Here is a 22953-nt window from a genome sequence, read left to right as displayed (position 1 = left end):
CTGCCGTGCGTATCGGTCCGATCACGCTCGCCAGCCCGGTGGTGCTGGCCCCGATGGCGGGCGTGACCAACGTCGCGTTCCGGACGCTGTGCCGGGAGCTGGAGCTAGCCAAGGTCGGCACGGTCAGCGGGCTCTACGTCTGCGAGATGGTGACCGCTCGCGCGCTGGTCGAGCGGCATCCCGTCACGATGCACATGACGACGTTCGCGCCCGACGAGTCGCCACGCTCGCTGCAGCTCTACACCGTCGACCCGGCGACCACCTACGCGGCCGCCAGGATGATCGCGGACGAAGGCCTGGCCGACCACATCGACATGAATTTCGGCTGCCCGGTGCCCAAGGTCACCAAGCGCGGCGGGGGGGCGGCGCTGCCGTTCAAGCGGCGGCTGTTCGGTCAGATCGTCGCCGCGGCCGTGCGGGCCACCGAGGGCACCCGCATACCGGTGACCGTGAAGTTCCGCATCGGTATTGACGACGAGCACCACACCCACCTGGATGCCGGGCGCATCGCCGAGGCCGAGGGCGCGGCGGCGGTCGCGCTGCGCGCCCGCACGGCGGCGCAGCGCTACTCGGGAACCGCCGACTGGGAGCAGATCGCCCAGCTCAAGCAGCAGGTGCGGACCATCCCGGTGCTCGGCAACGGCGACATCTACGACGCCAGCGACGCGCTGGCGATGATGGCCAGCACGGGATGCGACGGCGTCGTCATCGGCCGCGGCTGCCTGGGCCGGCCCTGGCTGTTCGCCGAGTTGTCGGCCGCGTTCACCGGCAGCCCGGCCCCGACGCCGCCCACGCTGGGCGAGGTCGCCGACATCGTGCGCCGGCACGGCCGGCTGCTGGCCGCGCATTTCGGCGAGGACAAGGGCATGCGCGACATCCGCAAGCACATCGCCTGGTACCTGCATGGTTTTCCCGCCGGATCGGAGTTGCGCCGGGCGCTGGCGATGGTGACGACGCTGGATGAGCTCGACACTCTGCTCGACCGGCTGGACCGTTCCGTCCCGTTTCCGGACGCCGCGAGCGGCCCCCGTGGCCGGCAAGGTTCACCCGCCCGGGTGGCCCTTCCCGAGGGCTGGTTGGCCGACCCGGACGACTGCACGGTGCCCGCGGGGGCGGACGTGATGCACTCGGGTGGCTAAGCGTTAACAAGCTCGAAATCGCGTCCGCGCCGATAACTCAGTACGATGTGGACCTTGCTGCATTGCGCTTCGGTGGGGGTCGGTTGCGTGCCGCCGCGGGAGCGCGAGAACACTGCGCGACCAAAGGGTGGCGCGGCCGCGGCGCTGATGGCTAGCCCCGGCGTCGCATGGGAGTTGCACCAGAGTTTTGGAGGCCGGTAGGACATGGGTGATGGCGGCACTGACGCCACTCGTGGCCATCGGCGCGTCCCAGGGCCGACGCTGGGAGCCGCCCCATGGGAGCGATTCGCGCAACCGCCGGCCGATCACAGCGTCCACCGCTGGCTGGCCGAGCCGGCACCGGACGAGCCCGCCGAGCCCGTTGAGGCCGCCGAGCCTGTCGAGCCGCCGGCCGACGAGACCGACCAGGGCGGGTGTCACACCGACGGCGGGCTCACCGTCGCCGACCTGATCGCCAAAGTCGGGGCCCCGAGCACCGCCCGGCCCAGTCGCCACCGCGTCGCGTCCGACGACGAAATTCCCGAGGCCGACTCCGACCTGCCGGTCGACCTGCAGGAAACGCAGGTGATCGACACCCCGGCCTATCTGGTCGACCCCCCTTCGGAGCTGCCCGACCTCGAGGCCGCCGACTACGCCGACTACGACGAGTTCGAACCCGACGAGCCCGAGGGCGGCCCGGCCCCCGAGCCGCGGACCGGGAAGCGCGAGCCGAAGACCAAGCGACGGCGGCGCCCGATCATGGTCGCGGCGCGCTCGATGGCGGCATTTTCGGCCGTGCTGGCTCTGGTCCTGACCGGTGGGGCGTGGCAGTGGAGCGCGTCGAAGAACAACCGCCTCAACATCGTCAACGCACTCGACCAGAACTCGAGCGACATCCGCGATCCCAGTGGCCAGTACGGCGACGAAGACTTCTTGATCGTCGGGATGGACTCCCGCTCCGGGGAGAACGCCAACATGGGCGCCGGGGACACCGACGAGGCCGGCGGGGCGCGGTCGGACACCGTGATGCTGGTCAACATCCCCGCCAACCGCAAACGCGTTGTGGCGGTGTCGTTCCCCCGCGACCTCGCGATCACCCCGATCCAATGCGAGGCGTGGAACCCCGAAACCGGCAAGTACGGACCCATCTACGACCCCAAGACCAAGACCACGGGTCCCAAGATGGTCTACACCGAGACCAAGCTGAACTCGACCTTCTCGTTCGGCGGCCCTAAATGTCTGGTCAAGGAAATCCAGAAGCTGTCCGGGTTGAACATCAACCGATTCATTGCCGTCGACTTCGCCGGCTTCGCGAAGATGGTCGATGCTCTCGGCGGAATCGAAGTGTGCAGCAGCACACCGATACACGACTACGAACTGGGCACCGTCCTCGAACACGCGGGACGCCAGGTGCTCGACGGGCCGACCGCGCTCAACTACGTGCGAGCCCGCCAGGTCACCACCGAAACCAACGGTGACTACGGCCGCATCAAGCGCCAACAGCTGTTCCTGTCATCGCTGTTGCGGTCGCTGATCTCCGAGGACACCTTGCTCGACCTCAACAAGCTCAACAACGTCGTCAACATGGTCATCAACGACACCTACGTCGACAACGTCCAGACCAAGGACCTGGTCCAGCTCGGTCAGTCACTGCAGGGGATGGCGGCCGGGCACATGACGTTTGTCACCGTGCCCACCGGCGTGACGGACCAGAACGGCGACGAGCCCCCGCGGATGGCCGACATGCGTGCGCTGTTCGACGCGATCATCAACGACGATCCCCTGCCCGAGGAAAACGACCAGAACGCACTGAATTTGGGGAAGAGTTCGGCCACCCCGGGGTCGCCGACCAAGGCGCCCACCACCAAGAAGGCGCCCAGCCCCACCGCGGCCCCGGAGGCCCAACACCAGCAGGTGACGACGGCCGCGCCGCAAGACGTCACCGTCCGGGTGTCCAACGCGACCACGCAGAGCGGGTTGGCCGCCACCGCGACCAGCCAGCTGAAGCGGAACGGCTTCAACGTCATGACACCGGATGACTATCCCAGTTCGGTGAACACGACGACCGTGTTGTTCTCGCCCGGCAACGAGCAGGCCGCCGCGACGGTTGCCTCGTCGTTCGCCAACGCGAAGGTCCAGCGGGTTTCGGGCTACGGGCAGGTCATCCAGGTGGTGCTGGGGCCGGACTTCAACTCGGTCGCCACGCCCGCGCCCAGCGGCTCGTCGATCAGCATGCAGATCGAACGCGGGTCCGGCAACACCCCGACCAAGCTGCCCGACGACCTGACGGTCACCAACGCGGCCGACACCACCTGCGAGTAAAGAATTTTGGCGCCAGCGCGTCACCCGTTTGCGGCATCGAGAACGTAGGCTTGGCAGCATGCGGACGGCCTACCACGAGCAGCTCACCGAGTTATCCGAGCGGCTGGGCGAGATGTGCGGGCTGGCGGGGATCGCGATGGAGCAGGCCACCCAGGCCCTGCTACAGGCGGATCTGGTGCTGGCCGAACAGGTGATTTCCGACCACGAGAAGATCGCGACGCTCAGTGCCCAGGCTGAGGAAAGCGCGTTTGTGCTGCTGGCGCTGCAGGCACCGGTCGCCGGCGATCTGCGGTCCATCGTCAGCGCCATCCAGATGGTGGCGGATATCGACCGGATGGGCGCCCTGGCCCTGCACGTGGCCAAGATCGCGCGTCGGCGCCATCCCCAGCACGCGCTGCCCGAAGAGGTCAACGGATACTTCGCCGAAATGGGCAGGGTCGCAGTCGAATTGGGCAGCAACGCGCAAGAGGTGGTGTTGTCACGCGACCCGGAAAAGGCCGCCCGGATCCGCGAGGAAGACGACGCCATGGACGATCTGCACCGGCATTTGTTTTCGGTGCTGATGGACCGGGAGTGGAAGCACGGCGTCGCCGCCGCCGTGGACGTGACGTTGCTCGGCCGCTTCTACGAGCGCTTCGCCGACCACGCCGTGGAAGTGGCCAGGCGCGTCATCTTCCAAGCGACCGGGCATCTTCCCGAGGACGAGACCAAACCGGCTTCGCACTAGCCGAAGCGGCCGGAGATGTAGTCCTCGGTCGCCTTCTGCGTCGGGTTGGAGAAGATCTTCTCGGTGTCGTCGACTTCGATCAGCCGGCCGGGCTTTCCGGTGGCTTCCAGGTTGAAGAACGCCGTCTGGTCGCTTACCCGGGCGGCCTGCTGCATGTTGTGCGTCACGATCACGATGGTGTAGTCCTGCTTCAACTCGCTGATCAGTTCTTCGATGGCCAGCGTCGAGATCGGGTCCAGCGCCGAGCACGGCTCGTCCATGAGCAACACATCGGGCTGCACGGCGATGGCGCGCGCGATGCACAGGCGCTGCTGCTGGCCACCGGATAATCCACCGCCGGGCCTGTCCAACCGATCCTTGACCTCTTCCCACAGGTTCGCCCCGCGCAGCGAGTGTTCGGCCGTCTCGTCGAGCAACTTGCGATTGCGTACGCCCTGCAGTTTCAGGCCGGCGACCACGTTGTCGCGAATCGACATGGCGGGGAACGGATTCGGCCGTTGGAACACCATACCGATCGCCCGGCGCACCCCGACCGGGTCGACACCCGGGGCGTAGATGTCTTGATCGTCGAGGAGCACGCTGCCCTCGACGCGCGCGCCGGGGATCACCTCATGCATCCGGTTCAACGTGCGCAGCACGGTCGTCTTGCCGCAGCCCGACGAACCGATGAACGCGGTCACGCTACGCGGCAGGATCGACATCGTCACATCCGCGACCGCCTTGAACGACCCGTAGTAGATGTTGATGGACTTGAGGTCCAACCGCTTGGCCACTAGTGCTCCTGCCTACGACTTCCTGGGGGCATAGAATTTCGCGATCACCCTGGCCCCGACATTGATGACCGCGATGACCAGAATGAGGGTTAGCGCCGCACCCCACAACCGATCCGTGGGCACCGGGTTGACGCCCGCGCCCGCCGCCGTCTGGTCGTACATCATCCCGGGCAGCGATCCCATGAACCCGTGAAATATGTCGAAGTTCATCGACTGCGAATAACCGACGAGGATCAGCAGGGGCGCCGTCTCGCCCAGCACCCTGGCCACCGCCAGCATTATCCCGGTGATGATGCCGGACAGCCCGGTGGGAATCACGACGCTGGCAATGGTTTTCCACTTCGGGATGCCCAGTGCGTAGCTGGCCTCCCGCAGATCCACCGGAACGATCCGCAGCATCTCCTCGGTGGCCCGCACGATCACCGGCAGCATCAACAAGACCAACGCCAGCGACACCGCGAACTGGGACCGGGGCAGCCCCAGCGTCGACACCCACAGCGCGTAAATGAACGACGCCGCCACGATCGAAGGCACGCCGGACAGCATGTCGACCATGAACGACGCCAGCCTGCCCAGAGGTGTGCCGCCGCCGTATTCGACCAGATAGATCGCCAGCATGATGCCGATCGGCACCGAAATGAGGGCGCACACCAATCCCTGCAGCAGCGTTCCCACGATCGCGTGGTAGGCGCCACCGCCCGCGACGAATGCCGTCATACCGGCTTGGGAGTGCGTCCACCACGCCGTCGATGCGATTGCCTTGAGTCCCTTGGCGATTACCGAGTACAGCACCAACAGCAACGGGATCACGGCGATCACCATCGACAGCGTCACCAACACGGTCGCGGCGTTGTTCGCGACCCGGCGGCGACGGCCGAGCCCGGACAGGGCCCGCGCCTTGAGCGGACGATCGAGCATCGAGGTCATCGGCGGCCCCTGCGGCTGCGGGCGCCGGCGACAGCGCCGCGGGCCATGGTGTCTACCAGGAAGGTGAGCACGAACAGGACCAGCCCCGCGGCGATGTAGGCGCCGGCCTTGTACCGGTCATCGAATTCCGCTGCCGCGCCGGCGATCTTGGTCGCGAAGGTCGAGCCGCCGTCGAACAGCGACCACCCGAATGCCGCCTGGGTGCCCCGCAAGATGATCAGCAGCGCGACCGTCTCGCCGAGGGCGCGGCCCAGGCCCAGCATCGCGCCGCTGACGTATCCGGATCGCCCGAACGGCAGGACCGTCGTCTTGACCACTTCCCAACGCGTGGCGCCGAGCGCCAGCGCCGCCTCGATCTCCTCGTGCGGCGTCTGAACGAACACTTCCCGGGTGACCGCGGTGATGATCGGCAAAATCATCACCGCCAAGACGATCCCACCCGTGAAGATGGTGCCGCCGCCCGCAACCGACGCGTTGCCGGTGGCGAACAGGAAACACCAGCCGAGGCTGTGATTCAGCCAGGTGGCGACCGGTCGAAGCTGCGGCGCCAGGACGTACAGGCCCCACACGCCGTAAACGATCGAGGGAACCGCGGCGAGCAGGTCGACCGCGTAGGCCAGCGGTCCGGCGAGCCGCCGCGGCGCGTACTGGGTGATGAACAGCGCCACGCCCAAGGCGATCGGCATGGCCAGGACCAAGGCGAACACCGAGACCAACAGGGTCACCTGCAGCAGATCAGGGATTCCGAAATGCATGGCCGAGGTGTCGGTGGTGACCCAACTACCGCCGTAGGTGAAGAAGTTCTCGCGGTTGCGTTTCAGGGCCGGGATCGCACGCAACAACAAGAACCCGCCGATGGCGGCGATCAGAACGACGACGAGAACGCCCGAACACCTGGCGAGCCAACGGAATACCCTGTCCCCCATGCGCGGCTGGGCACGCCCCCAGGGGCTGATCGGTACCACCGGCGATTCCGGGAAGGGCGCGGCGACGACCGCACCCGAACCCGCTGCGGAAGGGTTCGGCACCGAAGACTCTGTCACTGTGATCCCGTCACAGGTGTGCTGTCGCTCATTGCGCCCACCGGTCACTGCATTGCGTTGATCGCGGTAACCAATCGCCCCTTGACCTTATCGGTCAGCGGAACATAACCGGCGGACGCGAGGCCGGCCTGCCCGTTGGTCGCGGCCACGCCGAGGAACGATTTGATCGCCGCGGCGGTATCCGGGTCGTAGCCCTTCGAGCACACGATCTCGTACGTGGCCAGCATCAGCGGGTACGAGCCCGCCTGCTCGGCGGCATACATCGGGTTCAGATCCAGCACCAGATCGTTGCCATCGGCCACGAAGTTGGCCGCCTGGATGGCCTTGTTGGCGGTGTCGGTGGTGAGCGGAACCACGCCGTTGCCGGTGTCGATCAGGGCATACGGCAAACCGGCCTGGTCGGCAAAGCCCTTCTCGACGTACCCGATGGCACCCGGGGTGGACCGCACGGCCTGGATCACGCCGGCCGACTTCGCCGCGCCCTCCCCGACGCCGCCCTGGAACTCGGTGCCCACACCCCGGGTCCAGCTCTGCGGCGCGGCGGCCGTCAAATACTTCTGGACGTTGTCGGTCGTTCCCGACGAGTCCGACCGGTAGATCGGTACGACTTTGGTAGCGGGCAGCGGCACCCCGGGATTGAGCGCCGCCAGTATCGGGTCGTTCCAGACCGTGATCCTGCCGCTGAACACCTTGGCCAGGGCGTCACTGCTGAGGACCAGCTTCGGCACGCCGGGCAGGTTGTACACCAACGCGATCGGGCCGAAGACGAGCGGTAGGTCCCACGCCGGATTTCCGTCACAGCGTTTGGCGGCCGGGCCGATCTGGTCGGCGACCAGCGGCGAATCCGTCCCCGCGAAGTCGACGTGGCCCGCGATGAACTGCTCGCGGCCGGCACCCGACCCGGTCGGGTTGTACGACACGCCCTTGCCCGGGCAGTACTGTCCCCAGACCTGGTTGAACAGCGACATCGCGTTCTGTTGAGCGGTCGAACCCTCCGCCGTCAACCCGTTCTTGCCGCCGCAACCAGCCGTACCGGTGGGCCCCGAGAGGGTGGTGGGCGAAGCGCCGCGGTGGTTGTCGTCGCTGTGGCAGGCCGTCAGGGTTCCACCGCAAATGGCCAGCGCCACCGCCACCCGCGTCAGCGCCCTTCCCTGCCTGTCGAGCCTCACCGATCTCGCTTTCTGACGCATTCCGGGACGCGTGCGGGCGCCGCTGGCCGCTTCCCCAAGGAGGTTGCCGAGTCACCGCGAAAATATGCGGTGACGAGACCCACAGAAGTCGGTCGAGATGAATGCAATGTGAACACTTGCCGTCCACACGGCTGGTGTCAGCCGGGCGTGGGAGCGTAAGCGGTGTCGACGCTGTAGGTGGTGAACCCCAGGCGCTCGTAAGTCCGCACCGCGGCGACATTGTCGGACTCCACGTAGAGCATCACGGTCGGTTCGGCCGAACCGGACAGCCGGCCGGCCAGGTACTGAATGCCGATGGCGGTCAGCACCTGCCCCAGCCGCCGGCCCTGCGCCGAGGGGTCGACGCCGACGACGTAGACCTCGCCCAGGCCCGGACGGTCGAGGTGCACCTTGGTCCAGTGGAAGCCGAGCAGCCTGCCCGCGTCGTCGCCATCGGGGGCGCCAAACGCCAGGAACAAGCCGGCCGGGTCAAACCACGGTTCGCCGCGCCGCTCCGCCAAGTCGGCTTCGGTCCATCCGCCCTGTTCGGGGTGGTAGGCGAACGCGGCATTGTTGACCCGCAACAGCTCGGCGTCGTCGGACGTGCCCTGGTAGGTGCGGATCTGCACCCCGGGCACGGGCGGCACCGGGTCGCCGGCGTCACGCAGCGACCGTCGCATCTGGACCAGCTCGCGCACCGCGACGAGGCCAAGCGCGGACGCCGCCGCCCGGGCCGGCTCCAGGGTGCCGTGCGCCCAGAATTGGTTGCGCCCGCCGGTCTTGGCCACCGCCGCGCGTGCCATCGCGGCGCCGATACCGCGCCGGCGGGCCCGCGGGTGCACCACCATTTCGGCCATGCCCGCGCCGCCGTCGCGGGGCGGGCTGAGATTCAGATAGCCATCGATCGAGCCCGGTTGGGCGCCGCCGACCAGCAGGTGCTGGGTGCGGTCGTGGCCGAGTTCGCGCAGCACCTGTTCACCCACCGGCGCTACGCCGTCGAAATCCGTTGCCGCCGAAACGAGTTCGCGCACCGTCCGCTGCTCATCGGCGGTCAGAGTGGAGCGCCACTCCGGCGAATTCACTGACTGCGCAGCGGGTCGCCCAGCGGGTTTTGCAGCTCCTCGGCGTCGGCCTCGGCGTCGTCGACGGCATCGACATCATCGGGTCCGGCGAGCGGGGCGCGACCGCGCGCGGGGCGGACGGCCTTGTAACCCACGTTGCGCACCGTGCCGATCAACGCCTCGTACTCCGGGCCGAGTTTGGCCCGAAGCCGGCGCACGTGGACGTCGACCGTGCGGGTGCCGCCGAAGAAGTCGTAGCCCCACACTTCGTGCAGCAGTTGCGCACGGGTGAAGACCCGGCCGGCGTGCTGGGCCAGGTACTTGAGCAACTCGAACTCTTTGTAGGTCAGATCGAGCGGGCGGCCGCGCAGCCTCGCGGTGTAGGTGCCCTCGTCGATCACGAGCTCGCCGAGGCTGACCTTGCCGGCACTCTCCTGGTCGGCCAGCCCGCCGTGGCGGCCGACCACCAACCGCAGCCTCGCGTCGATCTCGGCGGGCCCGGTGCTGGGCAGCAGGATCTCGTCGAGTCCCCAGTCGGCGCTCACGGCGACCAGGCCCCCTTCGCTCACCACCGCCAGGACGGGGACCGACCGGCCCGCCGTGCTCAGCAGCCGGCAAAGGCCGCGCGCGGACGACAGGTCGGTGCGCGCGTCGACAAGCACTGCGTCCGCGGTTCCGGCCTCCAGCAACGAGGAGGGTTCTGGCGGCGCCGTCCGGATGGTGTGGGGAAGCAACGACAACGACGGCAGCACCGGATCGGGATGCAGCTCCGAGGTCAGCAGTAAAAGCTCCAACAAGCCCCTCCAAATCGTGGGAAAGGCGTCTCCCAATTTCGATAACGCCACGACGCGTTGGTTGCCAGGTCATCTAACGATAACGTGCCACCTGCCATTTCGGTGCAGGGTATCCGCCACTGTGAGGCCCGCCACCAGACGGTCAGCGGCACGGCGGCCATGGTATTACGCGACAATGTGCGCATGCGAAAGGTGCTGATCGGCGTCGGGGCGGCGGCCGTCGCCGTGGCCGTGATCGTCGTCGGCGCCGTCGCCGCCGACTACGGAACCAGCATCTATGCCGAATACCGGCTGTCCACCAGCGTGCGCCGGGTCGCGAATCTGGGGTCCGACCCGTTCGTCGCCATCGTTGCTTTTCCCTTCATCCCGCAGGCGATGCGGCGGCACTACAGCCAGGTGGAAGTGAAGGCCAACGCGATCGATCACGAGATGGTCGGCAAGGCCACCCTGGAGGCCACCATGTATTCGGTCGACCTGAGCTATGCGTCCTGGCTGATCAGGCCCGACGCGAAGCTGCCGGTGGGCAGGCTGGAGAGCCGCATCATCATCGACTCGATCCACCTCGGCCGGTACATGGGCATCACCGACCTGATGGTCGAGGCGCCCCCCAAGGAGACCAACACCGCCACCGGCGGCGTCACCGCCTCGGGTATCTCCGACAGCCACGGCCTGGTGTTCAGCGGCACACCCAAATCGTCCGATTTCGACCACCGGGTCAGCGTCTCGGTCGACCTCTCCATCGCCGCCGACGACCCGGCGACGCTGGTCATCACCCCCACCGGTGTCCTCACCGGGCCCGACACCGCCAACCAACCCGTTCCGGAGGCCAAGCGCGACGCCGTCCTGCGCGCCTTCAGCGCCAGGCTGCCCAATCAGCGGCTTCCGTTCGGCGTGGCGCCGACGTCCGAGGGCGCCCGCGGGTCCGACATCATCGTCGAAGGCGTCACCCAGGGAGTAACGATCGCACTCGATGGGTTTAAGCAGTCATGATTACCGTCGTCGTCGCGCTCGTGGCGGCCGTCTTGGTGGCAGGCCTCGCCGGCTGGCTGCTCACGCGCCGTTCGGGCCACGTCCGCGAGATCGCCGCCGATCGGGGCGACGACCCCGACACCGCGGGCCTGGGCCTGTCTCGCACCGGGCCGACCATCGTGCATTTCAGCGCCGCGTGGTGCGGGCCGTGCGATCGGGTCCGTCGGGTGGTGCATCAGCTCTGCCAGGACATGGGCGAAGTGGCCCACCTCGAGATCGACCTGGACGCCGACCCGGCGACGGCCCGGCGGTTTTCGGTGCTGTCGCTGCCCACCACGCTGATCTTCGACGCCGACGGACGTCAGCGATACCGGGCCTCCGGCGTGCCCAAGCCCGCCGACCTGCGCTCGGTGCTGCAGCCGCTGTTGGCTTGAGCGCCAGGTCATTGGGTAAGCTTGCCGACGTGTCAGCCCGCCTCGAGCCCATGCTCACCACGCGTCGCACAGTCGATCTGTGCCGCTTCGCGGGTTGTTGTTGTTGCTGTAGCTGTTGAGTAGCAGCGCCCCCGCGCGCACTCGGAGCAGCTTCGGAGCCCTGCCCAGGCTTTCCAAGGCGCGCCTCCCCCTTTCCGCGCAACAAGATTTCTAGGAGCAAAACCGTGTCGAGCAGCAACACCGCCGTCGAAGCGGACCGCGTCGACGTCCGCGGGCCCAGGTTCGCCGCCTGGGTCACCACCGCCGTCCTGATCGTCGTGCTCCTCGTTTCGGCCGCCAGCCCCCTGGCGGCTGCCGTCATTCTCGGGGTGCAGGCCGTGGTCTTCGCGATCGGCGCCGTCGGCGGCCCCCGCCGCCATCCCTACGGGCGAGTGTTCGCCAGCGTCGTGGCGCCGCGTTTGGGCCCGGTCACGGAGCGCGAGCCGGTCGCGCCGCTGAAGTTCGCCCAATTCGTCGGCTTGATCTTCGCGGTCGTCGGCGTGGCGGGATTCGCCGCGGGCGCCTTCCTGGTCGGGGTAATCGCCACCGCGTTCGCGCTGGTTGCCGCCTTCCTGAACGCCGCCTTCGCCATCTGCCTGGGCTGCCAGCTCTACCCGCTGGTCGCACGCCTGCGACCGACCCCCTCCTAGCCCCGTTCATCAGCAGCAATCGAAAGGAATTCATCCATGGCACGCTCCGACGTCCTGGTCTCCGCGGACTGGGCCCAGAGCAATCTCGACGCCGAGAACGTCGTCTTCGTGGAAGTCGACGAAGACACCAGCGCGTACGACACCGGCCACATCCCCGGCGCGGTCAGGCTGGACTGGCGCACCGATTTGCAGGACCCGGTCAAGCGTGACTTCGTCGACGCACAGCAATTCTCCAAGCTGCTGTCCGACCGCGGCATCGCCAACGAGGACACCGTGATCCTCTATGGCGGCAACAACAACTGGTTCGCCGCCTACGCCTACTGGTATTTCAAGCTGTACGGCCATGAGAAGGTCAAGCTGCTCGACGGCGGCCGCAAGAAGTGGGAGCTCGACCGGCGCCCGCTGTCCACCGACAGCGTCAGCAGGCCGGCCACGTCGTACACGGCGGCCCCGCCGGACAACACCATCCGGGCGTTCCGCGACGAGGTCATCGCGGCCATCAACGTCAAGAACCTCGTCGACGTGCGCTCCCCCGACGAGTTCTCCGGCAAGATCCTCGCGCCGGCGCACCTGCCGCAGGAGCAAAGCCAGCGGCCCGGCCACCTCCCCGGCGCGATCAACGTCCCGTGGAGCAAGGCCGCCAACGAGGACGGCACCTTCAAGTCCGACGAGGAGCTGGCCAAGCTGTACGCCGACGCCGGCCTGGACGGCACGAAGGAAACCATCGCGTACTGCCGAATCGGGGAACGCTCGTCGCACACCTGGTTCGTGCTGCGGGAATTACTCGGCCACAAAAACGTCAAGAACTACGACGGCAGTTGGACGGAATACGGCTCCCTGGTGGGTGCCCCGATCGAGTTGGGAAGCTGATATGTGCTCTGGACCGAAGCAAGGACTGACGTTGCCCGCCAGCGTCGATCTGGAGAAGGAAACGGTCATCACCGGTCGGGTCGTGGACGGCGACGGTCAGGCGGTGGGTGGCGCGTTCGTCCGCCTGCTGGACTCGTCGGACGAGTTCACGGCCGAGGTGGTCGCGTCGGCCACGGGTGACTTCCGGTTCTTCGCCGCACCGGGCTCCTGGACGCTGCGCGCGCTGTCCCCCATCGGCAACGGCGACGCGGTCGTGGCCCCGTCCGGCGCGGGCATTCACGAGGTCGACGTCAAGATCGCCTGACGGACCGGCCGATCCCCGAGGATCCGCGGGACGAATAGACTCGTACCCGTGGTGCTCTTCTTCGAGATCATGCTGGTCATCGCAGTCGTGGTCATCTCATGGTTCGCGCTGTACACCCTCTACCGGCTCATCACTGACGAGTCGTGACGTCCGAGGAAGCTGACGGCCCGGCCGTTTCCGGCGGCTCGGGCGACCGCGCTGTCGCCGCCGCCGCCGAACGCGCCAAGGTGACCGCCGCCCGCAACATCCCGGGCTTCGACGACCTGCCGGTGCCCGCCGACACCGCGAATCTGCGCGAAGGGGCGAACCTGAACGACGCGCTGCTGGCGCTGCTGCCGCTGGTCGGGGTGTGGCGCGGCGAGGGCGAGGGCCGCGGTCCCGACGGGGATTACCGGTTCGGTCAGCAGATCGTGGTCTCGCATGACGGCGGCGACTATCTGAATTGGGAAGCACGGTCCTGGCGGCTCGACGACGCGGGCGGCTACCAGGAACCCGGGCTGCGCGAGACGGGCTTCTGGCGCTTTGTCAGCGATCCCGACGACGATCCCACCGAGTCGCAGGCGATCGAGTTGCTGTTGGCCCATTCGGCCGGGTACATCGAGTTGTTCTACGGGCGGCCCCGCACGCAGTCGTCGTGGGAGCTGGTGACCGACGCGCTGGCCCGCAGCCGGTCGGGCCTGCTGGTCGGTGGCGCCAAGCGGCTCTACGGCATCGTCGAAGGCGGCGACCTGGCCTACGTGGAGGAGCGGGTGGACGCCGACGGCGGGCTGGTGCCGCATCTGTCCGCGCGGCTGTCGCGGTTCGCGGGGTAGAGCCGGTGCCGAGTCCGGACATGGAGCGGCCCCCGAGCAAAGCTCCTGGTTGGACTGACCGGAAGCTCGGGGGCCGGGTGGCTACGGGGAATTCGCCAGCATGCGCCGGCTCTTCCGAGCCAATGCAGCTAGCGCGTAGCCACCTCACATGTCCATGAAGCTATCAATTTCGCGGACCACCTCCTTCCCTGTGTACGGCCGACCGTACCTGGAAACTGGCGAGGCGACAACAGAATTCAGCGCTCAGCGATCGCTGACGATCGCCGCGTCGACCAGTTCGGCGAATTCGGTGGCGATCGGGGACCGGAGCAGTCGCCGTCCGTCGAGCGTGTGCACGCGGGCCGCCAGGGTCATGCTCGACACGAGCCAAATGCCTTGGGCGGCATGCAGATCCGCGGCCCGCAGCGCGCGGTAGTCGCAGTCGTAGCCCTTGGCCCGGGCCACCTCGAAGAGTGCTTGTTGCGTGGTGCCCCGCAGGATCGGATACCAGGGTGGCGGCGTCAGTAGGCATGGGTTCCCGTCCGCGCCCGGTTCGGCGGCGATCACGACCGTCGACCGCGGGCCCTCCAGGATGTAGCCGTCGGAGCTGACGAAGATGACGTCGCCGGCGCCCTGGCGGGCGGCATGCCGCAGGGCCGCCATGTTGACCGCGTAGGACAGCGTCTTGGCGCCGGCCAGCAGCCACGGCATCGCATCGGCACCCCGGGCCGGCAGCCCGCGATCCAGCGTCATCGCGGACAGCCCGTCGCGGCGAACCGCGGTCACCCTTTCGGGGACGGGGTTGACCATCACGTAGGCGGTCGGCGCCGAACCACCCTCGCGGCCACGCGTGTAGATCAGGCGCATCGCACCCTCGTCGGAGGTGCGGGCGGCCCACCGGCGCGCCGCCTCCTCGATGGCATTGCGCCACGCGGCGAGGTCCGGCTCGGGCAGGTCCATCATCTTGGCGGACTGCGTCAGTCGCTGCAGATGGGAACCCGCCAGGCAGGCACCGCCGTCGCGGACCAGCAGCGTCTCGAAGATGCCGTCGCCGCGAACGGCGGCCAGGTCGTCGGCGTGCAGCAGCGGCGCGCCGGGTGGATGGGCCTCGCCGTCCAGCGTGACGATCACACTCGTCTGGTCGGCCATGGAGGCTAAGCCTAGCCGCGAGCCTGCGGCCGGCCGCACGGTCGCGGTCGAGCGTGCTGCTGGCCGCACACTCGACCGCGGCCTTCGGGCGTTGCGTGTGAATCCTGGGCCTTGCGTATGAATCCTGGGCGGGAAAATTGCCGAAATCCCTCCGCTGCTACCCACTCAAAGCCCTCAGTGCACATTCACCGCCCTGAGTACACAGTCGACGGGGCACCCGTCCGTAGAGTTGATTGCGTGAACCCCGTACCCGCACCCGATCCCGGACCCGACGCCGGCGCGGTCTGGCATTACGGCGATCCGCTGGGCGAGCAGCGGGCAGCCGAGACGGACGCGGTGCTGGTCGACCGCTCGCACCGCGCGGTCCTCACCCTGACCGGCAAAGACCGGCAGACCTGGCTGCACACCATCTCCACCCAGCACGTCAGCGAGCTCCCCGAGGGCGCGAGCACGCACAACCTCAGCCTCGACGGCCAGGGCCGCGTCGAGGACCACTGGATTCAGACGGAACTCGACGGCACCACCTACCTCGACACCGAACCGTGGCGGGGCGGCCCGCTGCTGGAATACCTGCGCAAGATGGTGTTCTGGTCCGAGGTCACCCCCACGGGTGCGGACCTGGCGGTGTTGTCGCTGCTGGGTCCGCGGCTGGCCGACCGGGCGGTGCTCGACGCGCTGGGCGTGGACGCCTTGCCGGCCGAGCTGACCGCCGTTCCGGTCGCCGACGGCGGCTTTGCGCGCCGGATGCCCGGCGCCCCCGCCGGGCAGGTCGAACTGGACCTGCTGGTTCCGCGCGTCGAGTCGGCCGACTGGCGCGACCGCCTGGCGCGGGCCGGCGTGCGGACGGCCGGGGTCTGGGCGTACGAGGCCCACCGGGTGGCGGCGCTGCGGCCGCGACTCGGCGTCGACACCGACGAGCGGACGATCCCCCACGAGGTGGGCTGGATCGGTGCGGCCGTGCATCTGGACAAGGGCTGCTATCGCGGGCAGGAGACCGTCGCGCGGGTGCACAACCTGGGCAAACCGCCGCGGATGCTGGTGTTGTTGCACCTCGACGGCTCGGTGGAGCGGCCCGCCACGGGAGACGCGGTACTCGCCGGCGGTCGCGCCGTCGGACGACTCGGAACCGTCGTCGAGCACGTCGACCTCGGGCCGGTGGCGCTGGCGCTCGTCAAGCGCGGCCTGCCCGCGGACACCGAGCTGACGACCGGCCCGCAGGGCGATGTCGCCGCGGCGATCGACGCCGATTCCCTGCCCGCCACCGAACACGTCGGCGCGGGACGGCGAGCCGTTGAACGGTTGCGGGGCGGTGCGAGATAATCGTCGATGACGTCGACCACAGCGGACAGGGGTCACCGACACCCGACCGTAAGGCACGGTAAACTGTCGGCAGGACAATAACGACACCAAGAGATCGGAGCCGCCTACTCGTTAGGCCGCTCCGTTATTGCGCGAGGGGGTTCCCCCATGGGCCGCGGCCGGGCTAAGGCAAAGCAGACCAAGGTTGCACGAGAACTCAAATACAGTTCCCCGCAGACCGATTTCCAGCGGCTACAGCAGGAGCTGTCCGGCTCGACCGCCGACGAACCCGGCGACGACGGCCAAGACGAATCTTGGGGCGACGACGACTGGCGTCGCTGAACCTCTCACCACCACTGTGCCGATGCGCTGAGCGTCGGCACAGTTCTGTCAGAACCGCGGGTGTTGCCCGACCAGCTTGGCCCGCGGGCCGTCTTTTCCGCCTTTGCCGACGGTGCCCAGCACCCAGCAGTTCAGATGCCGCGCGGTCAGGATGGCCAGCGCGCGGTCTTGGTCTTCGGGCGCGACGACGGCGATCATGCCGACGCCCATGTTGAACGTCTTCTCCATCTCGTCGCGGGCCACGCGGCCGCGCTGGGCGATCATGGCGAAAACGGGCGCGGGCGTCCACGTGCCGCGGTCGACCTCGGCGACCAGCCCGGGCGGGATGACGCGTTGCAGGTTGCCGGCCAGCCCGCCGCCGGTGACGTGGCAGAACGTCCGCACGTGCGTCTCGGCGGTCAGCGCCAGGCAGTCTTTGGCGTAGATGCGGGTCGGTTCCAGCAGTTCTTCTCCGAGGGTGCGGCCGAACTCCTCCACGTAACCGGCCAGGTTCATCCGGTCGATTTCGAGCAGGACGCTGCGGGCCAGCGAGTACCCGTTGGAGTGCAGGCCGGACGAGCCCATCGCGATGATGACGTCGCCGGGTTTCACGCGGTCGGCGCCGAGGACGTCGTCGGCCTCGACGACACCGATGCCGGTCGCCGAGATGTCGTAGTGGTCGGGCTCCATCAGGCCGGGGTGCTCGGCGGTTTCACCGCCCAGCAGCGCACAGCCCGCGCGCACACAGCCCTCGGCGATGCCGCTGACGATCGCGCTCAGGCGTTCCGGGACCGTCCGGCCGACGGCGATGTAGTCCTGCAGGAACAGCGGCTCGGCCCCGCACACCACGAGATCGTCGACCACCATGGCGACCAGGTCGAGGCCGACGGTGTCGTGCTTGTCCATCGCCTGGGCGACCGCCAGCTTGGTGCCCACGCCGTCCGTGGAGGCCGCCAAGACCGGCTCGCGGTAGTCGCCGCGCAGCGCGAACAGCCCCGCGAAGCCGCCCAGCCCGCCGCGCACCTCGGGGCGGGTGGCCTTGACGGCCAACGGCTTGAACAATGCGACGGCGCGCTCACCGGCTTCAATGTCCACCCCAGCCGCCGCGTAGGTGATGCCCTGGCTGCCCGGGTTTCGTCCGGGGCTTTTTCCGGGATCCGTCATCGCGATAAAGGCTACCGGGCGGCGCTTCGCGCCGGAATCGAACGTCTTTGAAGCACCGAGGAGCGGCTTCGGTTAGCGCACGATCGGCACTTCATCGGGTGCCAGATCATCGAGCGCGGCTCCGCGCGCGGCGTTGGCGAGCATGTGCTCGATGACGTTCTTGCCCAATGCGGATTCCTCGGGCAATTCGATCGGGTACTTGCCGTCGAAGCAGGCCGTGCACAGCCGCGACGCCGGCTGCTCGGAGGCCGCGACCAGGCCGCGCAGCGAGATGTAGCCCAACGTGTCGGCGCCGATGGCGTGCCGCACCGCCTCGAGCATTTCCTCTTTGTCTTGGACGGCGTTGGCGATCAACTCGGCCGGCGAGGGGAAGTCGATGCCGTAGAAGCACGGCCACTTCACCGGCGGTGACGCGATGCGCACGTGCACCTCGAGGGCGCCGGCCTCGCGCAGCATGCGCAACAGTGCCCGCTGGGTGTTCCCACGCACGATCGAATCGTCGACGACGATGAGTCGCTTGCCGCGGATCACCTCTTTGAGCGGGTTGAGCTTCAGCCGGATGCCGAGCTGGCGGATCGTCTGCGACGGCTGGATGAACGTGCGCCCGACGTAGGCGTTCTTCATCAGGCCCTGCCCGTACGGGATGCCGGACTCCTGGGCGTACCCGACGGCGGCCGGGGTGCCCGACTCCGGCACGCCGATCACCAGGTCGGCCTCGACCGGGCATTCGCGCGCCAGCCGGCGACCGATGTCGACCCGGGTGGCGTGCACCGACCGGCCGGCGAGCGTGCTGTCGGGCCGCGCGAGGTAGACGTATTCGAAGACGCAGCCCTTGGGCTCGGGGTTGGCGAATCGGGTGGAGCGCACGCCGTCGGCGTCGATGGCCAGCAGCTCGCCGGGCTCGATGTCGCGGACGAACGAGGCGCCGACGATGTCGAGCGCGGCGGTTTCGGATGCCACCACCCAGCCGCGGTCGAGGCGTCCGAGCGAAAGCGGCCGCACCCCATAGGGATCGCGGCACGCATACAGCGTGTTCTCGTCCATGAACGTCAGGCAGAACGCCCCGCGCACGGTCGGCAGCAGCTCGAGCGCCGCCTGTTCCAGCGTGGAGTCGGCCGCGCCGTGAGCCAGCAGCGCACCCAGGATGTCGGAGTCCGTCGTCGCCGGGGCGGGGTATCGGGTACCCATCAACCCCTCGTCGCGGGCGCGCGCCGCGAGCTCAGCCGTGTTGACCAGATTTCCGTTGTGCCCCAACGCAACCCCGGTGCCGGCCGCGGTGTTGCGGAACACCGGTTGGGCGTTTTCCCACGTGGTGTCGCCCGTGGTGGAGTAGCGGCAGTGCCCGATGGCGACGTGGCCCTGCATGGCGGCCAGCGTCTGCTCGTCGAACACCTGGCTGACCAGGCCGAGGTCCTTGAAGACCAGCACCTGGGACCCGTCGGCGACGGCGATGCCCGCGGCTTCCTGCCCGCGATGCTGCAGCGCGTAGAGGCCGTAGTAGCTGAGTTTGGCGACATCCTCGCCGGGCGCCCAGACGCCGAAGACGCCGCATTCTTCCCGGGGGGAGTTAAGGTCCTGCTCGGATGCTTCTACTCCAGCGACGGTCACGGTTCGGCGGCTCCCTGGCGAACGATTGGTGACGTGTAGGAGTCTACGGGCAGCACGGGCTCCCCGACGAATCCGACCGGCGTGTTGAGCGTCGAAAATCCCGATTCATAACTCTAAACCTGCAGTTCAGGGTTGTATTCAGCTGACACCGAACAGGGGCAACCAGTGGCCAATTTCACCCGCCCGCGAGCCCGAGAGCGTCACGACCCCGGTGGCCTTCGCCTCCTCCAGCTGCAAAAGGCCCGTGGCCAGCCGCAGCCATGTCCGCGGATCGGTCTCCACCACGTTCGGCGGCGTGCCGCGAGTGTGCCGGGGCCCTTCGATGCACTGCACCGCGGCGAACGGCGGGATCCGGACCTCGACGCTCGAGCCCGGCGCCAGGGCGGCGAGAGTCCTCGCGGTGAGCCGCACCGCGGTCGCCAGGGCGTTGCGGTCGGGCGCCGGGCCGGAATCGTCGCGCAGCCAGTCCAGCACGGCCAGCACGGCCTGCCGGGCCTGGGCCGGGTCGGCGCTTTGACGGGCGGGCATACCTCAGCGTTGCACGGCGACCGCGGCGATCGCACCGGCCTCGTTGATGGCCAGGTGGGTCAGCATCGGCGCGGCCAGGCTGCCGGATCGGTCGGCCAGCCAGCCGAACAGCCAGCCCACGATGCCGGTCACCAGCACGGTGGCGGCCACCGGCGCGCCCGTCGCTCGCGCATCCGGAATGTGCGAGAGCCCAAAAGTAGTGGCCTGCAACATGTTTCCGCCCCGCCGGCCGAAGGCACGGGAGCCCACAGCGGCCAGCGCGGCGCGGAAGGCGGCCTCCTCGGCCCAGACGGTGCCGACGGGTATGCGCAGCAGCAGCCAACCCGGCACGGAGACCGGCCGCTCGCGGGCCGCCATCGCGGACCGCACCAGAGGCACCGCGGTCGTCGCGGCGATCGCGCCCGCCGCGACTGCCCCGGCCGCCGAGCCGAGTCGCGTCCCCGCCCCGAGCCGCGGCGGGCGCAGACCCAGCGGCGCGCGGGTCACCGGGATTAGCAGCGCGCCGGCGCCGGCCTGCAGCGGCACCCGCCACGCCGGGGGCAGCCGTGGGCTGAGGAAGCTCCAGCCGACGAGCGCGGCCGCCAACGACAGCGCCCGAACCTGACTTAGCCGAAGTATCGCGGCAGCACCGCCTCGGAGGTCTCACGCAGTTCGGCCAGTGACACGGTGAACATGCCCTGAACCTCGACGGCGTCCGAGGCCTGATCGACGACGCCGATGCGGGTCGCGGGCAGGCACCGCGCCTCGCACATCGAACGGAACCGGCTCTCCTCGGTGCGCGGGACGGCGACCAGTACCCGGCCGGCCGATTCGGAGAACAGCATCACGAACGGGTCGGCATCATCGGGAAGCACGATGCGGCAACCGGTTTCACCCGCTAGCGCCGATTCCACGATGGCCTGGGCGAGACCGCCCTCGGAGAGGTCGTGCGCGGCGGACACCAGCCCATCGCGCGACGCCGACGTCAGCACCTCGGCCAGAAGCTTTTCCCGCGCCAGGTCCACCGCGGGCGGCAACCCACCGAGGTGGTCGGCCGTCACCTGCGCCCACACCGAGCCGTCGAACTCGTCGCGGGTATCGCCCAGCAACAGCAGGGTCTCCCCCGGTTCGGTGCCCAGGCCGGTCGGAATGCGCCGCGCCACATCGTCGATCACGCCGAGCACACCGACCACCGGCGTCGGCAGGATGGCCGCCGACCCGGTCTGGTTGTAGAAGCTCACGTTGCCGCCGGTCACCGGAATCCCAAGGGCCGCACAGCCATCGGCCAGCCCGCGGACCGCCTGCGAGAACTGCCACATCACCCCCGGGTCTTCGGGGGAACCAAAGTTGAGGCAGTTGGTCACCGCCACCGGCGTCGCGCCGGTGACGGCCACGTTGCGGTACGCCTCGGCCAGCGCGAGTTGGGCACCGACGTAGGGATCGAGCAGCGTGTAGCGGCCCGACGCGTCGGTCGACACCGCGATGCCGCGGCCGGTCGACTCGTCGACGCGCAGCACGCCGCCGTCGGCATGCTCGGCGAGCACCGTGTTGCCGCGCACGTAGCGGTCGTATTGCTCGGTGATGAACGCGCGGCTGCACAGGTGCGGACTACCCAGCAGCGCAAGCAAAGTCGCGCGCAGCTCGTCGCCGGTGGCCGGCCGGGGCAGGCCCGTCGAGCGGTCCGCGTTCACGGCGTCCTGCGATTCGGGCCGCGCGACGGGACGCTGATACACCGGGCCCTCGTGGGCCACGGTGCGCGGGGGCACATCGACGACCGTCTCGCCGCCCCAGGTGATCCGCAATCGGTCGCCGTCGGTGACCTCGCCGATGACGGTGGCCAGCACCTCCCACTTGCGGCACACCGCCATGAAGGCGTCCACGTTCTCCGGCGCGACCACCGCGCACATGCGCTCCTGCGACTCGCTGCACAGAATCTCGGCGGGCGTCATCTCCTTGGCCCGCAGTGGCACGTTGTCGAGCTGGATCGCCATACCGCCGTCGCCGGCCGAGGCCAATTCCGAGGTGGCACAGGATAATCCGGCGCCGCCGAGGTCCTGGATGCCGATCACCAGGCCGCCCGCGTACAGCTCGAGGCAGCACTCGATGAGCACCTTTTCCATGAACGGGTCGCCGACCTGAACGGACGGCAGCTTCTTGCGCGAGTTTTCGGCGTCGAACGTGTCCGACGCCAGCACCGACACCCCGCCGATGCCGTCCAGCCCGGTGCGCGCACCGAACAGGATGATCTTGTTGCCCGTACCCGACGCGAACGCCAAATGCAGGTCCTCTTGGCGCAGTACGCCGATGCACATCGCGTTGACCAACGGGTTGCCGGCGTAGCACGCGTCGAACACGGTCTCGCCGCCGATGTTCGGCAGGCCCAGCGAGTTGCCGTAGCCGCCGATGCCGCGGACCACGCCGTCGACGACGCGGCGGGTGTCGGGCGCGTCGGCGGCGCCGAACCGAAGCTGGTCCATCACGGCGACCGGGCGCGCGCCCATGGCCATGATGTCGCGGACGATGCCGCCCACGCCGGTGGCCGCGCCCTGGTAGGGCTCGACGTAGGACGGGTGGTTGTGCGACTCCACCTTGAAGGTGACGGCCCAGCCGTCGCCGATGTCGACGACGCCGGCGTTCTCGCCGATGCCGGCCAGCATGCCGGCCCGCATCTCGTCGGTGGTGGTCTCGCCGAAGTAGCGCAGGTGAACCTTCGACGATTTGTAGGAGCAGTGCTCGCTCCACATCACCGAGTACATCGCCAGCTCGGTGTCGGTGGGCCGGCGGCCCAGGATGTCGCGGATCCGCTGGTATTCGTCGTCTTTGAGGCCGAGTTCGTGGAAAGGTTGCGGCTGGTCAGGGGTGGTCGCGGCGTGTTCGACGGTGTCGATGACCTGGGTGCGCGCGGTTGTCACGG

At 68.6% G+C, this 22953-nt stretch carries 24 protein-coding genes; 12 read left to right on the top strand and 12 right to left on the bottom strand.

Annotated elements, in window-relative coordinates:
- Positions 1–5 precede the first annotated feature (5 nt).
- The 3 genes from dusB to phoU all read left to right on the top strand — a co-directional run bounded on the left by dusB (position 6) and on the right by phoU (position 4167).
- On the top strand, positions 6–1139 hold the full coding sequence (dusB, locus tag A9X00_RS10535) for a tRNA dihydrouridine synthase DusB (RefSeq protein WP_067152636.1): 1134 nt from the start codon (positions 6–8) through the stop codon (positions 1137–1139).
- 204 nt (positions 1140–1343) lie between these two features.
- Entirely contained in the window at positions 1344–3440 is a 2097-nt protein-coding gene (locus A9X00_RS10530; protein ID WP_067152634.1) for an LCP family protein, read from the top strand.
- Positions 3441–3498: 58 nt separating this feature from the next.
- Positions 3499–4167, top strand: coding sequence for a phosphate signaling complex protein PhoU (phoU, locus tag A9X00_RS10525; protein WP_067152632.1), 669 nt, complete (start codon positions 3499–3501; stop codon positions 4165–4167).
- On the opposite strand, the gene pstB is transcribed toward phoU, so the two are convergent.
- The 6 genes from pstB to A9X00_RS10495 all read right to left on the bottom strand — a co-directional run bounded on the left by pstB (position 4164) and on the right by A9X00_RS10495 (position 9937).
- Positions 4164–4940 carry a phosphate ABC transporter ATP-binding protein PstB gene (pstB, locus tag A9X00_RS10520; RefSeq protein ID WP_067152630.1) on the bottom strand — a complete coding sequence of 259 codons (777 nt, stop codon included), beginning with the start codon at positions 4938–4940 and terminating at the stop codon, positions 4164–4166. The genes phoU and pstB overlap by 4 nt on opposite strands.
- Positions 4941–4952: 12 nt before the next feature.
- A complete protein-coding gene (gene pstA / locus A9X00_RS10515; RefSeq protein WP_067152628.1) occupies positions 4953–5867 on the bottom strand; it encodes a phosphate ABC transporter permease PstA in 915 nt (304 codons plus the stop codon).
- The gene (gene pstC / locus A9X00_RS10510) at positions 5864–6910 is read right to left on the bottom strand and encodes a phosphate ABC transporter permease subunit PstC (RefSeq protein ID WP_067152702.1); all 1047 of its coding nucleotides are present in this window, start codon (positions 6908–6910) and stop codon (positions 5864–5866) included. The genes pstA and pstC overlap by 4 nt, the downstream gene beginning before the upstream one ends.
- Before the next feature lie 44 nt (positions 6911–6954).
- Positions 6955–8079: a phosphate ABC transporter substrate-binding protein PstS gene (gene pstS, locus A9X00_RS10505; RefSeq protein WP_082975028.1), complete on the bottom strand. Its 1125-nt coding sequence runs from the start codon at positions 8077–8079 to the stop codon at positions 6955–6957.
- Between the two features lie 158 nt (positions 8080–8237).
- Positions 8238–9161, bottom strand: coding sequence for a mycothiol synthase (gene mshD, locus A9X00_RS10500; protein ID WP_067152624.1), 924 nt, complete (start codon positions 9159–9161; stop codon positions 8238–8240).
- On the bottom strand, positions 9158–9937 hold the full coding sequence (locus A9X00_RS10495) for a response regulator transcription factor (RefSeq protein ID WP_156772029.1): 780 nt from the start codon (positions 9935–9937) through the stop codon (positions 9158–9160). The genes mshD and A9X00_RS10495 overlap by 4 nt, the downstream gene beginning before the upstream one ends.
- Before the next feature lie 174 nt (positions 9938–10111).
- Between A9X00_RS10495 and lmeA the strand changes: the two genes are divergently transcribed.
- The 7 genes from lmeA (at position 10112) to A9X00_RS10465 (ending at position 14012) form a co-directional block, all read left to right on the top strand.
- Complete coding sequence (lmeA, locus tag A9X00_RS10490; RefSeq protein WP_067152698.1) at positions 10112–10924, top strand: mannan chain length control protein LmeA; 813 nt, start codon at positions 10112–10114, stop codon at positions 10922–10924.
- A complete protein-coding gene (locus A9X00_RS10485; protein ID WP_067152623.1) occupies positions 10921–11337 on the top strand; it encodes a thioredoxin family protein in 417 nt (138 codons plus the stop codon). The genes lmeA and A9X00_RS10485 overlap by 4 nt, the downstream gene beginning before the upstream one ends.
- Positions 11338–11366: 29 nt before the next feature.
- Positions 11367–11456, top strand: coding sequence for an Ms5788A family Cys-rich leader peptide (locus A9X00_RS32750; RefSeq protein ID WP_369830737.1), 90 nt, complete (start codon positions 11367–11369; stop codon positions 11454–11456).
- Positions 11457–11561: 105 nt separating this feature from the next.
- Positions 11562–12026, top strand: coding sequence for a DUF4395 domain-containing protein (locus A9X00_RS10480; RefSeq protein WP_067152621.1), 465 nt, complete (start codon positions 11562–11564; stop codon positions 12024–12026).
- 36 nt (positions 12027–12062) lie between these two features.
- Positions 12063–12896 carry a sulfurtransferase gene (locus A9X00_RS10475; protein ID WP_067152619.1) on the top strand — a complete coding sequence of 278 codons (834 nt, stop codon included), beginning with the start codon at positions 12063–12065 and terminating at the stop codon, positions 12894–12896.
- A gap of 1 nt (position 12897) precedes the next feature.
- Positions 12898–13200, top strand: coding sequence for a DUF1416 domain-containing protein (locus tag A9X00_RS10470; RefSeq protein ID WP_066915955.1), 303 nt, complete (start codon positions 12898–12900; stop codon positions 13198–13200).
- A 143-nt stretch (positions 13201–13343) separates the two neighbouring features.
- Entirely contained in the window at positions 13344–14012 is a 669-nt protein-coding gene (locus A9X00_RS10465; protein ID WP_067152617.1) for an FABP family protein, read from the top strand.
- A 243-nt stretch (positions 14013–14255) separates the two neighbouring features.
- Here the strand turns inward: A9X00_RS10465 and A9X00_RS10460 are convergent, their stop codons facing one another.
- Positions 14256–15122, bottom strand: coding sequence for an aminodeoxychorismate lyase (locus A9X00_RS10460; protein ID WP_156772032.1), 867 nt, complete (start codon positions 15120–15122; stop codon positions 14256–14258).
- Between the two features lie 255 nt (positions 15123–15377).
- Here A9X00_RS10460 and A9X00_RS10455 point away from each other — a divergent pair, with 255 nt between their 5' ends.
- Both A9X00_RS10455 and A9X00_RS29765 read left to right on the top strand, forming a co-directional pair.
- On the top strand, positions 15378–16460 hold the full coding sequence (locus tag A9X00_RS10455; protein WP_067152614.1) for a folate-binding protein YgfZ: 1083 nt from the start codon (positions 15378–15380) through the stop codon (positions 16458–16460).
- Positions 16461–16607: 147 nt separating this feature from the next.
- Positions 16608–16781 carry a DUF3073 domain-containing protein gene (locus A9X00_RS29765; RefSeq protein WP_082975022.1) on the top strand — a complete coding sequence of 58 codons (174 nt, stop codon included), beginning with the start codon at positions 16608–16610 and terminating at the stop codon, positions 16779–16781.
- A gap of 48 nt (positions 16782–16829) precedes the next feature.
- Here the strand turns inward: A9X00_RS29765 and purM are convergent, their stop codons facing one another.
- From purM to purL, 5 genes are all read right to left on the bottom strand, one after another.
- Positions 16830–17924, bottom strand: coding sequence for a phosphoribosylformylglycinamidine cyclo-ligase (gene purM, locus A9X00_RS10450; protein WP_067152613.1), 1095 nt, complete (start codon positions 17922–17924; stop codon positions 16830–16832).
- Positions 17925–17996: 72 nt separating this feature from the next.
- Positions 17997–19532: an amidophosphoribosyltransferase gene (purF, locus tag A9X00_RS10445; protein WP_067152610.1), complete on the bottom strand. Its 1536-nt coding sequence runs from the start codon at positions 19530–19532 to the stop codon at positions 17997–17999.
- A 138-nt stretch (positions 19533–19670) separates the two neighbouring features.
- The gene (locus tag A9X00_RS10440) at positions 19671–20060 is read right to left on the bottom strand and encodes a sterol carrier family protein (protein WP_067152608.1); all 390 of its coding nucleotides are present in this window, start codon (positions 20058–20060) and stop codon (positions 19671–19673) included.
- Between the two features lie 3 nt (positions 20061–20063).
- The gene (locus A9X00_RS10435; RefSeq protein ID WP_197515125.1) at positions 20064–20678 is read right to left on the bottom strand and encodes a CPBP family intramembrane glutamic endopeptidase; all 615 of its coding nucleotides are present in this window, start codon (positions 20676–20678) and stop codon (positions 20064–20066) included.
- Positions 20666–22951 carry a phosphoribosylformylglycinamidine synthase subunit PurL gene (purL, locus tag A9X00_RS10430; RefSeq protein WP_067152605.1) on the bottom strand — a complete coding sequence of 762 codons (2286 nt, stop codon included), beginning with the start codon at positions 22949–22951 and terminating at the stop codon, positions 20666–20668. The genes A9X00_RS10435 and purL overlap by 13 nt, the downstream gene beginning before the upstream one ends.
- Positions 22952–22953: the final 2 nt, after the last annotated feature.

Origin of the sequence: Mycobacterium sp. 1245805.9, from assembly GCF_001672915.1 — a bacterium.
In the GTDB taxonomy this organism is placed as follows: domain Bacteria; phylum Actinomycetota; class Actinomycetes; order Mycobacteriales; family Mycobacteriaceae; genus Mycobacterium.
The sequence above is the reverse complement of the archived record's forward strand: the minus strand, read 5'-3'. Positions and strand labels throughout refer to the sequence as shown.

Excerpts from the sequence above, each read along its gene's own strand:
- pstA (WP_067152628.1), bottom strand. The coding sequence starts at position 5,867 with ATGACCTCGATGCTCGATCGTCCGCTCAAGGCGCGGGCCCTGTCCGGG.
- phoU (WP_067152632.1), top strand. The coding sequence starts at position 3,499 with ATGCGGACGGCCTACCACGAGCAGCTCACCGAGTTATCCGAGCGGCTG.
- A9X00_RS29765 (WP_082975022.1), top strand. The coding sequence starts at position 16,608 with ATGGGCCGCGGCCGGGCTAAGGCAAAGCAGACCAAGGTTGCACGAGAA.
- A9X00_RS10485 (WP_067152623.1), top strand. The coding sequence starts at position 10,921 with ATGATTACCGTCGTCGTCGCGCTCGTGGCGGCCGTCTTGGTGGCAGGC.
- A9X00_RS10440 (WP_067152608.1), bottom strand. The coding sequence starts at position 20,060 with ATGCCCGCCCGTCAAAGCGCCGACCCGGCCCAGGCCCGGCAGGCCGTG.
- A9X00_RS10475 (WP_067152619.1), top strand. The coding sequence starts at position 12,063 with ATGGCACGCTCCGACGTCCTGGTCTCCGCGGACTGGGCCCAGAGCAAT.
- purM (WP_067152613.1), bottom strand. The coding sequence starts at position 17,924 with ATGACGGATCCCGGAAAAAGCCCCGGACGAAACCCGGGCAGCCAGGGC.
- A9X00_RS10530 (WP_067152634.1), top strand. The coding sequence starts at position 1,344 with ATGGGTGATGGCGGCACTGACGCCACTCGTGGCCATCGGCGCGTCCCA.
- A9X00_RS10470 (WP_066915955.1), top strand. The coding sequence starts at position 12,898 with ATGTGCTCTGGACCGAAGCAAGGACTGACGTTGCCCGCCAGCGTCGAT.